The sequence below is a fragment of the Flagellimonas aurea genome (genome assembly GCF_017313785.1).
GTDB lineage: Bacteria > Bacteroidota > Bacteroidia > Flavobacteriales > Flavobacteriaceae > Flagellimonas > Flagellimonas aurea.
Map to the genome: position 1 here is coordinate 38,095 of NZ_JAFLNL010000010.1, position 13,206 is coordinate 51,300.

Genomic DNA, 13,206 nt, shown 5'->3' on the forward strand with positions numbered 1-13,206 from the left:
ACAATGAAAGACGGACTTGCAGGAAAAATAGCCAAAGGGTTTATCAGCTCCAAACTAACGGTGCTCTTAATGATCGTTTTCATGGTCATCGGGGTGTACAGTTCTTTCCTAATCCCAAGGGAAGAGGAGCCACAGATAGATGTGCCCATGGCGGATATTTTTGTGGGATACCCAGGGGCCAGCCCAACCGAGGTGGAATCCAGGATTACCAAACCGCTGGAAAAAATTATATCGAACATCAAAGGTGTAGAATATGTATACACCACCTCGATGCAAGAGCAGGGGATGGCCATTGTGCAGTTCTATGTGGGAGAGGATATCGAAAGATCTTTGGTGCGTCTATACGATGAGATTAACAAGCACATGGACGAAATGCCCGCCGGTGTGACCATGCCCTTGGTGAAAACCCGTGCCATTGATGATGTGCCCATGCTGGCGTTGACTCTTTGGAGCGAGGAGTACGATGATTTTCAGTTGAGACAGATTTCAGGAGAGCTTATCAACGAGATTGAAAAAGTAAACGGGGTGTCCATTACCAAAAAGATAGGAGGGCGTAGTCCCCAACTTCGTGTAGTCGTGGACAAGGATAAAATGGCGGAATCAGGAATCGATATGTTGGCCGTGGCCCAAATGATTCAAGCCAACAACCAGCAGATGGATGCAGGGAACTTCCTATCCAACGACACGGAGTTCCATATCAGCACAGGAAATTTTCTGGAAACCAAAGAAGATCTCGAAAACCTGATTGTAGGAACCAAACAAGGTCAACCCATTTATTTGAAGCAATTGGCCACCGTTTTGGATGGGCCCGAATTACCAAAAAACTATGTTTCCCTTGGATTTGGAGCTGCCAGCGAAAAGGCAAAGGAATATAAATCGGAATACCCAGCGGTAACCATTTCCATTGCCAAACGTAAAGGGGCCGATGCCATGAAGATTGCCGATGTGGTATTGGAAAAAGTGGACCACTTAAAAACAACCTTGATTCCAGACGAAGTTAAGGTCGAGGTAACCCGCAACTATGGTGAAACTGCTTCACAAAAGGTGTCTGAACTATTGATGCACCTGATCGGTGCCATCATCGCCGTAACCTTTGTGGTGATGTTGGCCATGGGATGGCGAGGTGGACTAGTGGTCTTCCTTTCAGTGCCCATCACTTTTGCATTGACCTTGCTCAGCTACTACATGCTGGATTACACCTTGAACCGAATCACGTTGTTCGCTTTGGTGTTTGTAACAGGTATTGTGGTGGATGACTCCATCATTATTGCGGAGAACATGCACCGTCATTTTAAAATGAAACGATTACCCTTTAAAGATGCCGCTATCTACGCCATCAACGAGGTAGGTAATCCGACCATTTTGGCAACATTTACGGTAATTGCATCCGTACTGCCCATGGCCTTTGTATCTGGCTTGATGGGGCCTTACATGTCCCCAATGCCCATTGGAGCTTCGATTGCGATGTTGTTGTCTTTGTTTGTTGCATTGACCATAACCCCATATTTGGGCTATATCTTCCTAAGGGAAAAGGACAAAAAGAAGAAAAAGGAAAAAGAAGCTGTTGAAATCAATGACACCTTTATTTATAAAGCTTATGCTCGCTTCGAAAGACCCTTGATAGAGAGTAATAAAAAAAGATGGTTGTTTTTGGGAATCACTTTCTTCTTGTTGATTGCCTCCATGGCCATGTTCTTTACCAAATCGGTAGCCGTAAAAATGTTGCCTTTTGATAACAAGAACGAGTTCCAGGTGGTCATAGATCTTCCTGAAGGCACCACATTGGAAAGAACATCAGCGGTGACCAAGGAAATAGGAGCGTATCTCTCCACTCGGCCCGAAGTGGTCAACTATCAGAGTTATGTGGGAACCTCTGCGCCGATTACCTTTAACGGTTTGGTAAGGCATTACGACCTTCGTGGTGGTAGCAATATGGCCGATATCCAAGTCAATCTGGTAGACAAGCACGATAGGAGTGAACAAAGTCATGATATAGCCAAATTGCTTAGGCCGAAGATTCAGGAATTGGGCAAAAAGTACGATGCGAACATTAAGATTGTTGAGGTGCCACCAGGGCCTCCTGTGTTGTCAACCATTGTAGCTGAGGTGTATGGACCGGATTACGAAAAGCAGATTGCCTTGGCCGATGATGTAAAAGGCATCTTGAACAATACTGAGGATGTGGTAGATGTGGATTGGATGGTCGAGGATGACCAAGTGGAATATGATTTTGTAATCGATAAGGAAAAGGCCATGCTTTATGGCGTTACACCACAACAAATTGTTGAGGTAATGGCCATGACTTTCCGTGAACAACCCGTATCGCATATTTACCGAGAGGATGCTTTTGACCAAATCGGGATTGTACTTTCCATGAGTGAAAAGGATAAATCCAGTTTGGATGAGATCAAACAAGTGAAGATAGCATCCCAACAAGGAAATATGGTTTCCGTTGGTGATTTGGTTCAGGTAAAAGAAGGCGTCAAGGCGAAGAGCATCTACCGAAAGAATCAAAAAAGAGTGGTATATGTGATGTCCGATATGGCTGGAGAATTGGAGAGTCCGGTGTATGCCATTTTGGGTATGACGGATAAATTGAACCAGTTAGAGCTGCCACAAGGGTATTCCATTGACGAATTATATATGGAGCAACCCCAATTTGAGGATGATTATACCGTGAAATGGGACGGCGAATGGCAGATTACCTTGGAGGTGTTCCGCGATTTGGGAATTGCCTTTATGGGCGTGATCGTGATTATTTACATGCTTATTGTGGGTTGGTTCCAAAACTTTAAGGCACCTGTAGTGATGATGGTGGCCATCCCACTTTCCTTGATCGGAATTGTACTCGGGCATTGGTTGTTAGGAGCATTCTTTACCGCAACCTCCTTTATCGGGATGATTGCCTTGGCAGGAATCATGGTGCGGAACTCGGTATTGCTTATCGACTTCGTCAACCTAAGGTTGGACGAGGGAGTTCCCCTTAAGCAGGCCGTATTGGAAGCAGGTGCTGTGCGTACCATTCCTATTTTATTGACCGCGGGTACTGTGGTCATTGGAGCTTTTGTGATTTTGTTCGACCCCATTTTTCAGGGGTTGGCGATATCGCTTATGGGAGGAACCATAGTGTCGACCATTTTGACGCTATTGGTAGTGCCATTGGTGTATTACATGATTGAACGTAAAAACTACAAGTAAAATGAAAATGATCATTGTGACCACAGTGGAAGAGTATAAAAGCCAGGTTTTTAAACTCTTTAAACAAGCAGGCGTCGAAAGCTTTAGCGAATCCGACATAGATGGGTACAAAAGTGCCGCGCCATTGATGTACACCAGCAGTTGGTTTCCCAGTGAAAAAGGCGGAGCGGCATCGAACATGTTCTTTTCCTTTACCGAAGAAGAAAAAGTGACCGAGTTGTTCAAATTATTGAAACAATTCAACGAGGAAAGTGAGACCACCAACCCGATAAGGGCCGTGGAAATACCCATTGAGAGAACCGTTTAAAAATCAAGAAATGAGAAATAGAATCGTAAGAGGGGTAGCAGGAAGTTTTATCTTGATCAGCTTAGTTTTGGCGATTTATGTGAGCCAGAATTGGCTTTGGTTTACCGCGTTTGTCGGGGCCAATTTGTTCCAATCGTCCTTGACCAAATGGTGTTTATTGGAAGATATCCTTAAAAAGTTCGGGGTGTCTAACGAAGAAAAGAACTGTTGCTAAAACCCTCCCATATTTGATAATTAAAGCATTTTCGTGACATTTGCACAAAACCTCACGAAATGCTTTATCAACCTTGGCCTTGGTATGTATCGGGCCCACTCATTGCCATCATCATGGCCTTGCTCATTTTGATGGGCAAAAAATTTGGAATGTCATCCAACTTGGAGACTTTTTGCACCATTGGCGGAGCAGGAAAATTCACGGATTACTTCAAAGTGGATGTAAAATCCAAACGTTGGAACCTATTGGTGGTTTTGGGTTCGGTAATTGGAGGATTTTTGGGAGCGCATTGGTTGTCGCCCAATCCTGCTGTGGATATCTCCGATAAAACGGTGGCGAAGCTTCAAGATTTAGGTTTTGATAGTGCTGGCAAGGCCTATTTGCCCACAGAACTTTTCAGCATGGATTCATTGGCGGACCCCAAAGTGTGGGTTATCCTGTTGATTGCTGGTTTTTTGGTGGGCTTCGGAACCCGATATGCTGGCGGATGTACCTCTGGGCATGCAATTTCTGGTCTTAGTAATTTACAGCGACCATCATTAATTGCTGTCATCGGATTTTTTATCGGTGGATTGATTATGGTGCACCTATTGTTCCCTTTAATTTTTTCAGCATGAAGAATATAATGTACATCATATTGGGAACTTTTTTGGGTATTGTGCTCTACAAGTCGGAAGCAGCATCATGGTTCAGAATCTATGAAATGTTCCAGTTCGATTCATTCCATATGTACGGCATCATAGGTTCTGCCTTGGCTGTGGGAGTTGTTTTGGTCTTCTGGATAAAGAAATCGAAGGTCAAATCTTTTTCGGGAGAAATCATCAGCATCCCAGATAAAGAAAAAACGTTTACGAGATATATTTTGGGAGGAACCCTGTTTGGACTGGGCTGGGCTTTGGCAGGGGCATGTCCTGGACCCATCTATATATTGGTAGGAGCGGGTTATTGGCCTATAATTCTGGTGCTTATGGGTGCTGTTCTCGGAGCTTTTGTATATGGTATTGTTAGGAGTAAATTGCCTTATTAAGGTTGACTCAACGGTATATTTGGGCCAAACAACGAAAATGAATGGCGCATTGATGGTTTGCTTCTAGCTTTGCTCTCCCCAAACTTACGTAATAGTTCCTACATGAAGTTAACTACGTTTATCATAGACGATGACTTGGTGTCGCAATTTGCGACTCGATACTGCATACAGCAATCCCATGGTAATTTTGATATTGTTACTTGTTCCAGCGGAGAAGAAGGCTTACAGGCTTGTTTGAGTTCGATAGAGGAGCAGAACAGATTGCCCGATATTATTTTTTTGGACTTGGTTATGGATGGAATGAACGGATGGGATTTTTTGGAAAATTTAAAGAATTTGTTCAAAGGACATTTGCTTCCAAGTGTGTACGTTCTTTCTGCCTTTACCAATACAAAAGATAGAGCCATAGCGAAAAAAAACGGAATGATCTCGGGATATGTCGATAAGCCATTGTCGCGTTCCTATCTGGAAAAAATATTGAAGGAAGAAACAGTAAAACGAAGTTAGGTGGTTCCCCCATTTTTTTGATGTAAATAGATTAGTGTGTTTGCATAAAATCCATCAAAAAACCTATTTTTGCAATCCATTTTATGGAATGGCCCCGTAGTTCAATGGATAGAATAGAAGTTTCCTAAACTTTAGATGCAAGTTCGATTCTTGCCGGGGCTACTTTTTGACTTCTGAATCAATTAGTGCCAATAACCATCCATTCGGTCTGATCTTTATTCTTATAGTAACTAGAATCCTTTTCCAAGTAAGACTTGCAAAGGGTTTGCAGGTCGCTTATGACCTCACGTTACATAGCAATAGACTCGCAGAGTATTTATTTTGGGATGATTGCAGCGCGAAACTTGTTTCGCTTGCTATTTTAACTAATTCTAAATCTATTTGTGCAGGCAATGACCGGGTATAATTTTCCAGTCATGGCCAATAAAGTAGAAGATATTCAAAATTGTCTTTTCCCAATGCTTGCATGGCTTTGTCCTATCAATACTGGATAGGCTTCAAACCAATTCATCTCGATTGGCAAGCAAGTCTATAAAGCTTGGGGGTGAGTCCTGAGACACGCAATCCGGCACAAGCGAATTAGATTACAATTTCCTGCTTGTATGGTACTATAGGAATTGTGGAAAGAAGGGACTTTCTCCGCCTCATAAGAACCAACACCTGGTTTGCAAAAGTTCCTCCTAAAGAAGTAATCACCAAATTCCAATTTTAACCAAATCGCGTAACGCCAACCATTAAGATTTAAGCTGATGGGCAGGGCAAAAATGAAAATTCATCATCCCCCATCATGGCTATTAAGTTTTCCAACCCGTCCATCCTTTGAATGGCTCTTTTTTCTTATGAAGCCATTGATATGTTAAGGGGATTCCCTGAACACCCAGTTTTTCAACACTTGAAAAATGAAAAGTTGCCCCCCACGGCGCCTATAAGGTTTTCAATAGTACTTGCGGCAGAACCGACAGCATAAAAGGAATCATACAGAACTTCCTTATAGATATCGCATGCCAATGCTTGAAGTGCCAAGGTGATGTCCTCATCCATGCCAGTAGTGTTCATCAATATGAGTGCTTGGGATGCAAGGGCATACAGTTTCACCAAGGTTAGACTGTAGGTGGCCACAATGCCCAAAGGTAGGCCTCCTAGACCGGTTACTGCCAGACCCACATTCATTCCGGACAATACTTCTTTGTAGCCCTGTATGACGCTGTCCAGCTCCATTAACTGTTCATAGGTAGTCCTAGTTCCGCCACCTGTCTGGTTGGGCAAAATGCCGTATAGTTCCCCATTCACCGGATTTATTTTCCAGAAGGACTTTGTCTGAAGGGAAGTATCAAAAAACTTCAACTCCGAACCTCCGAAAACAAATTTGCTGAAATAGCCATAGTCCTCACCCAAAGCTTTGGTCGTGAACCGCTCGTCCAGCCCCCTGTCCTTGTTCAACAAGAGTGGTTTTCCCTTCAATAGGTCAAGGGCGCTGTCCTCAAAAACATGGCCTTCTAAAATGGCCAATTGGGCCGTTTTTTTGAGGGTTTCTGCAAAACCGCCCTTACTATCACGGGTGGCCGAAAGGTATTCCGAGGTAGGCAGGTAATCAAATGAGGTCTTGGATTCCTTGTTATAATAGCCCGGGGTGAGTTTTATCAGGCATGAGCGGAAGCCACTGGGATAGGTGATGGCCTTGTCCGTAACCTGGTCATTCAAGGGCTGCATCATGGTCAATAAAAGAGCTGGATAGCTTAAACCTCCCTTTTGCAACTCCTCAACTGCTCTCCCGAGATCGTTGTCCTGATAGGCCTCAAACCACGCTTTGTTGCTCATCAATGTTTTTAGGTATTCCGTAAGTTGGAGCGAAAGGGTGGGAGCTTCCCGTTCAAAGGCCATTACGGCACCGCCCAATAACATTTCATGTACTTCGTCTATCATTTTTCGGTCAGGCCTTATGGGGCTCATGTAGTTGTCCTTATGGAGTTCGTACCCGGCAAGGGTCCTTTTTATGGGTTGCATTCCATTGCTACTGATGGTAAGGTAGAGGCCAATCATCCTGTTTCCTAGAACGTTGTCGTTCTCTGGAAAATGATAGGTCAATCTTATCCGGTGCACTGTGTCCTTCACCTTCACGACCACCTCATGGTCTTTACCCTCATCAAACGAGTTGTAGGTGAGCACATAAGTGGGGAAATGCAACTGACCTACGAATTCCTTTATTTTCGTTATGGTCCGTTCTTGGTCATCTGCTTGGATTTCAACAAAGTCCATGTTTTCCCTTAAACGCTTATAAAAAGTATCTACAGCGAACACATTGAGCAAGATGGCAGGAGGTCCGGCATCATAAATGGAGCGGTATGATGGGTCGTACTCATCATTGTTGTGCCCGTCCGTTGCATACAGGATGAGATCAACATCCAATTGTTTTGCACTTAGCAGCGAGGTATATATGTTGGAACCTGTTTCTTGGAGTAGCAACTGTGCGGTCGGATAGGCTTCCTTCACATCACTTTCGGTATTTCTCAAAAATGTTTTGATGCCTTCTCCCCGATATTCCGTGGGCATGCTCATAGAGGTATCGTAAAGCAGCAGTATTTTGGGTGAAATACTGTTCTGCTGCATCCAGACCATGGGGCTCTGTCCATTGTCCGCAACCTCAAAATTGGCTGTGGAAAGCCCTCCGATGATATTTCCTTCGGCATCCATTGGTTCCAGTTCCAATCTGACTTTTGGGAAGGCCTGTGGAACGACTTTTCCTTCTAAGGAGTGTATGTTATCGATGGCACCAGCCAATTCCTCTTTGGGTAGAACCGTGGGATTGTAACGGTCCAATACTTTTTCCCCTTCCAAGTTGATGGGTTCTCCCAAAAAGGAGCGTTCTTCCAAATATGTGGTATCCTTATTGATATCTTGAAGTGCCAAGCAAGGTGTAAAGTTGCACACCTGGGAGATGGATTTTGTGGCCTGGTCTTCAAACGCCATGTTGTTCAAGAAGAGTACTTGCAACTGGTTGCCCAAGAGTTGGGACAGTTTCCAGGTACCTGAGACGAGCTCCGTTTCGTTCCATTTGTCCATGGCGTTCCGGCATGAAAGAGCTATGGTGATATCGTTGTCCTTGGGCTTTTTCAATGCAGTGGCATCACTGAACCTTTTCTCTTGGTTAGTGGGGTGCAACTGCCCGAAGGGCACTGCGGGATCGAACACATGGGCATATTTTTCCCCACCATTCTCATATAGGATGACAGAGGGCACACCATTCTTATGGAATCCTTGGTTGACCGATGCCTCCCTAATATATTTTTCGTCGATTTTTTCCAAAAGATCATTGGCCAACACCTCGGATCTTTTCTTTAGATCGGGGATGACCTCAAAGCTCCCGTTTGTTTCCGAGGCACCCAAAGCCTTGTTCCACTTATGCATTTGTCGTTCAGAAATGGGAGGATCAAAATCGGGAATGTGTTTTTTGAAAACGATGTCCTTGGCCCCATCCAGGGAAATGTTGGTATGTTCCAAGACCACCTTTGCCTCAAATCCGGCCTCCACCAACATATCTTTCAATATTTCCGCTTTTTCCCGGGGAGTGGCCAAACCACACCGCAATGCCATATCGGTGCCATAAAGGGTTTCATGGGCCAGCTGTCTCAAAAAGTCACGCTGGTTTGGCAAAACCTGAAAGCTTTCCCTGACAAAATCCGTCATTGCTTTGGGGTCTTTGGAAGCGATAAGGGTATTTCTTCTACCGATGAGATGGTCGGGACTTTGTTCGAGTTTTTTGATCATGTCTTCCCAAACCCCAAAGGGCGGCCTGCCCAAGTCTTCATCGTCACAGCCTTGAAACAATAGGGGGGATAGGTACAATCCTGTCCCGCCAAGCACCATTTGCTTGAAAAAGTCCCTTCGGGATGCACTGTTGGTCATAGGGTTATCCATCAAAAAAGTGCTTCAATATCCAATTGGTCAAATGCATCCCAAACAGCTTGTTTTTCAATATTGTCCGCTTGCATGTTTACTGCGAATCGGTCTTTGTACAGGAAGTTGATCATGACCTTCCCTTCAGTTTTATAGACAGTTTCCACACCCAACATGGTATTGTTGTTCAGGATTTTTTCCGATTTAGTATCGGTTTCCATGTCAGTGTTCAGGTTTTTGAAGGCAATGTACTGCGAGGTGAGCATTGTACCCTTTTCCCCGGCACCATCGTTCACGTTCACAACTAATCTGCTTTTATCGGAGCCTTCGTATGTGGCCGTGGCACCGCTTATTCCATAGCCGGTCAATGTGCCTTTGACTATTTTCTGGCGTTCCATGCCCTGAAGGGTTTTGGGAAACCAATTATTGAGTGTTTCTTCGGACACAGGCTCGGTTTCTTTTAAGTCTTGTGACTGTTTGGCCAAATCTTGTACGGTTTTGCCCATTTTTACGGTTTCATCAACGGTGTTGTCTTTTTTGTTCTGTGTATTGCATGAGACCATCAGCAACATCAGGCCCAGTATTTTCAATATTGTTTTCATTTGATTACGATCAATTATGGTTTTAATAAGAGGCATTTATTTTGCCCGAAATCGGAAAATTGCCATCACGTTCTATCATTCCACTGCCTTCGCCCGTAAAGGTCATTTCCAGCTTGTTTGCTGTTAACTTTTTAACGGTGATAATCCCTTTTTTGAAAACGATCCGTTTGTTGGTTCTTTTTACATCCCTATCGGCATTGAAGAAGTTGAGATCTACTTTTATTTTTCCCGCATTCGCATCTGGGATGCTGTATTCTGCACTTTGGTCATCCAGAATATTGGTATGTGTAAGGTTTAGGTTGAGCTGAAACGGGTTTCCATCCGCCCTGAATAAAAGTAAAATACTATCGTTTGCAAAGGTTCGTTTTACAGGCAGCAAGTCTTCTTGTTCAATATGGAACACCTTGTTTTCCATGGTGACCTCCACGGCAAAGTTGCCCGAAAGTTCACCAGTGGACGCTGCAACTTCTTTTTTTTGGTCATTTTTACATGAAAAGAACAGGGTTCCTGCTATCAAAAAGCATAGGAAATAGTTGTAGGAATTGATTTTTCTACGATTCATCATTTAAATTTTAAGAGTGGGCTACCTTGCCTTTAGCATGACTATTTTTTTCTTCTCATCGAACATTACAAGGAATGTGTCACCTGGAATGAATGTATCTCCAGGAATGAATGTGTCATCTGGAATGAATGTGTCTCCGGGGATATAGGCTTGCGAGAGATCAAAGGCCAGTATGGCATCTTTTTGAGGTGCCATCGAAAAGTTTTTGGTGCTTTTTATGGATAGGAATGTCCTTTTCTCGATATCCGAATACTCATGTGGATGTACGGAGCGGGAACCTGTTTTGGAGCTGTTGCCCGCGAACTGTCTTTTTTTAATATCCGAATACTCATGCGGACGTACCGAACGGCTGGATTCCCCATACAGCATACCGGCAAAAAAAGTGCTGCCCGGGTATTTTTTGGCTGCTGTGGTTTTGTCGGGCAAGGCCTCTGCTGGAAGGATATCCACAACTGTTTTTGTTTCATTGTCAATGGCCACAATGATTTTTTTGCCATTTTTGAGTGATATTGCCTTTGATTGGGCCTGTGTGAGTGTGGCGATGCTTATGAATGCGATCGCGAGGATAATGGTTCTTGTTTTCATGATTTCATTTATTTAAGTTGTTCCAAATTCAATTCCTTGACGAGTTGTTCCAATTCTTCATGCCCCACCTCATAGGTCTCCACGTCAACTGCAAATCGGTTTTCGTGGAACATGGACAGGTTGAACTTGCCATTTTTCAGGCTGGATTCTTTTACTTTGATGTCGCTGATGGTTGTTGTTTTGGTGCTACCCCAAGTACCTTTCTCATCGTATTCTATGGTGCTGGACATTCGGTAGGAACTAACGGCATTGTTTCCTTTTTCACCAGCGCCATCAATGACCATTACTCTGATTCTCCTATTGTTTACACTATATGTTGCGCTACAGGAGCCAATATCTGGAAGCAGGTTGATGGTCGAGGAAGTTAGGGGCATTCCTAAAAGTGTTTCGGGCAACCATGACGCAAATTCTTCCTTGGTCAAAGGCGTTTCATTCGCCAGACTTGACTGGTTCTCTTGCACATCCTTGGCTGTCCTTACCAGTTCAACGGTGTTGGTTGCATCTTGGTCGGGTTTCTTGCTTTCTTTGCTTCCACAGGATACGAGCAGGAACGAAACAAATGGAATTATATAGGAGTTATTGATTTTCATAGGACAATGATGGTTTTAATACCCTGTGCAAGGTTTGAGCTTGTCCATTTGTTGGCTTATGGCCATGCCTTCTTTCATAAGGGAAAGCGGATGAAAGTATTTCAGCAAGTATTGATTTATTTTTGTGAATTCTATCGACAAATTATCTTCATAGTAAGGGTCTACAAAGGCGTAATCGTTTATGTAAAACTGTACCATGGTTTTTTCAAAATCTGTGTTTTTCTCTTTAACATACAATAGATTAAAGTCTTTTTTTATTTCGGAAATATAATCCATGTCTTCTTGTGACATTTCTGGCCCCAACTTACCTAAAGTGTTGAATAATTCCTCCGTACAGAACATAATCGTGGTGCTGGACATCATGGCCATCAGTTGCATCCCTAACAGGTCGTAGGTCCTTCTGCAGTCACTATCCTTTTCTGTTTCTGTCTTAAGTGCTTCTAATTCCGAAATATATTTGGCCATTAGGTACAAGCATTTGGTCTGAGGTGAATAATCATCGAGATTTTCTGAAAACTCCCCCCATTTTTTGAATTTATCTTTAAATGCCTCCTTAAATTTCCGTTGAGCTTCAGTATCTGCGGCTTTTTCGGCATCATCCTGTGCCTCGCCAAAGAAATCCTGCGCTTCACCCATAATGTCGTCCAAGTCAAAATCCTGTGCTTGTGTCCCTGTCCACATGAGCATTAAAAACATAGCGCATCCCAATAATTTTTTCATAGTATAAATTTTAGATTTTAAAACCCACCCATGGTGGAGTATTCCGCTTTTATAATTGACATGCTTTCTTCTTTCAGTTCGGTGCATACCATACTAAAGTTGTCCTTTTTCTTCTTGGCCGATTCAAACTGCATTTCCATGAACATGGTGTTCTCGCCAATGGGCAATACACTGCTTGGCAGGCCTTCGGTGTTGGCTATGCCGCCCAAGTATCCCACAGGGGTCTCATTGGTGACCCACACTTTTGAAATGCCATCTTTGCTTGTAATTTGATAACCTTCGCAATGGTAGCCAAGAATGGTCTTGCCCGCAATGGGGACGACTTTGATATCTTCTGCTGCCTGTTTGTTTTTTTCCTCCATCTTTTTGGTGAGTTTTTCTATGGTTTTTTTCCCGGCTGGGATTTTCATGGCCATTTTTTGTTTGCCATCGTCAGTGAACATTACCATGGCTTGGTTTTCCATGTCCATAACAGTAATGCTGTTCATTGTGCCCTCTTTGTGCCAATTGCCAAAATACGGTTGGCCCGGTTCCATCCAATACTGTATTTCGGTCTCGTCTTTTTGGCTGGAAATTTTCATTGTGGCCTTATACGAGAATTCATAAACTTCAGGAACCCCTTTTAGGTCGCTACCCCCGAACAAACCTGCCATCTTTTTTTGCATGGCAGCTTCTTTGGCCTTGTTTTGTTGTTTTGTGGAGTCAATGTTCTTTTCGGTTTCCCCAATATTTTTCGGGGCGTCCTTTTTGTTCTTTTTTCCTTTACCCCCTTTGGTTATGGAATCGATGGCATTATCCGTTCCTTTTGATACTTCTTCATCCGTACGGTTCATTATGGTCCGTTCAACGGCATTCTCTGCTTTTTTCTTCAATTTTTTAAAAAATTGGGCTTCTGCGGAGTATGTTATGGCTAGGCAGCACATAAGCATGATAACTACTTTTCTTTTCATGACGATTGTATTTTGTTTATGTTTAATTGGATAATGAAAAAGGGTTGGGG

At 43.4% G+C, this 13,206-nt stretch carries 13 protein-coding genes and 1 tRNA gene; 7 read left to right on the forward strand and 7 right to left on the reverse strand.

Going from position 1 to position 13,206, the window contains the following annotated elements; translation table 11 throughout:
- Positions 1–3 precede the first annotated feature (3 nt).
- The 7 genes from J0656_RS15750 (at position 4) to J0656_RS15780 (ending at position 5,415) form a co-directional block, all read left to right on the forward strand.
- Positions 4–3,198, forward strand: a complete 3,195-nt coding sequence (locus J0656_RS15750) for an efflux RND transporter permease subunit (protein WP_207035607.1) — start codon at positions 4–6, stop codon at positions 3,196–3,198.
- Between the two features lies 1 nt (position 3,199).
- Positions 3,200–3,505, forward strand: coding sequence for a hypothetical protein (locus J0656_RS15755; RefSeq protein WP_207035609.1), 306 nt, complete (start codon positions 3,200–3,202; stop codon positions 3,503–3,505).
- A gap of 10 nt (positions 3,506–3,515) precedes the next feature.
- Positions 3,516–3,719 carry a YgaP family membrane protein gene (locus J0656_RS15760; RefSeq protein WP_207035611.1) on the forward strand — a complete coding sequence of 68 codons (204 nt, stop codon included), beginning with the start codon at positions 3,516–3,518 and terminating at the stop codon, positions 3,717–3,719.
- A 59-nt stretch (positions 3,720–3,778) separates the two neighbouring features.
- Entirely contained in the window at positions 3,779–4,336 is a 558-nt protein-coding gene (locus J0656_RS15765; RefSeq protein ID WP_207035613.1) for a YeeE/YedE family protein, read from the forward strand.
- The gene (locus tag J0656_RS15770; RefSeq protein WP_207035615.1) at positions 4,333–4,746 is read left to right on the forward strand and encodes a DUF6691 family protein; all 414 of its coding nucleotides are present in this window, start codon (positions 4,333–4,335) and stop codon (positions 4,744–4,746) included. Before J0656_RS15765 ends, J0656_RS15770 begins: the two co-directional genes overlap by 4 nt.
- Positions 4,747–4,848: 102 nt before the next feature.
- The gene (locus J0656_RS15775; protein ID WP_207035617.1) at positions 4,849–5,253 is read left to right on the forward strand and encodes a response regulator; all 405 of its coding nucleotides are present in this window, start codon (positions 4,849–4,851) and stop codon (positions 5,251–5,253) included.
- Positions 5,254–5,343: 90 nt separating this feature from the next.
- Positions 5,344–5,415, forward strand: a tRNA-Arg gene (locus tag J0656_RS15780).
- Positions 5,416–6,138: 723 nt separating this feature from the next.
- Here the strand turns inward: J0656_RS15780 and J0656_RS15785 are convergent.
- Genes J0656_RS15785 through J0656_RS15815 form a run of 7 tightly spaced genes read right to left on the reverse strand, consistent with a single transcriptional unit; the run spans position 6,139 to position 13,156 of the window.
- Positions 6,139–9,168: a hypothetical protein gene (locus J0656_RS15785; protein ID WP_207035619.1), complete on the reverse strand. Its 3,030-nt coding sequence runs from the start codon at positions 9,166–9,168 to the stop codon at positions 6,139–6,141.
- Complete coding sequence (locus J0656_RS15790; protein WP_207035621.1) at positions 9,168–9,749, reverse strand: hypothetical protein; 582 nt, start codon at positions 9,747–9,749, stop codon at positions 9,168–9,170. Before J0656_RS15790 ends, J0656_RS15785 begins: the two co-directional genes overlap by 1 nt.
- 22 nt (positions 9,750–9,771) lie before the next feature.
- A complete protein-coding gene (locus J0656_RS15795; protein WP_207035623.1) occupies positions 9,772–10,311 on the reverse strand; it encodes a hypothetical protein in 540 nt (179 codons plus the stop codon).
- A gap of 21 nt (positions 10,312–10,332) precedes the next feature.
- Complete coding sequence (locus J0656_RS15800) at positions 10,333–10,896, reverse strand: hypothetical protein (RefSeq protein WP_207035625.1); 564 nt, start codon at positions 10,894–10,896, stop codon at positions 10,333–10,335.
- A gap of 8 nt (positions 10,897–10,904) precedes the next feature.
- Complete coding sequence (locus tag J0656_RS15805) at positions 10,905–11,486, reverse strand: hypothetical protein (RefSeq protein ID WP_207035627.1); 582 nt, start codon at positions 11,484–11,486, stop codon at positions 10,905–10,907.
- Between the two features lie 15 nt (positions 11,487–11,501).
- Positions 11,502–12,206, reverse strand: a complete 705-nt coding sequence (locus J0656_RS15810) for a hypothetical protein (RefSeq protein ID WP_207035629.1) — start codon at positions 12,204–12,206, stop codon at positions 11,502–11,504.
- A gap of 17 nt (positions 12,207–12,223) precedes the next feature.
- A complete protein-coding gene (locus J0656_RS15815; protein ID WP_207035631.1) occupies positions 12,224–13,156 on the reverse strand; it encodes a DUF4412 domain-containing protein in 933 nt (310 codons plus the stop codon).
- Between the last annotated feature and the right edge of the window lie 50 nt (positions 13,157–13,206).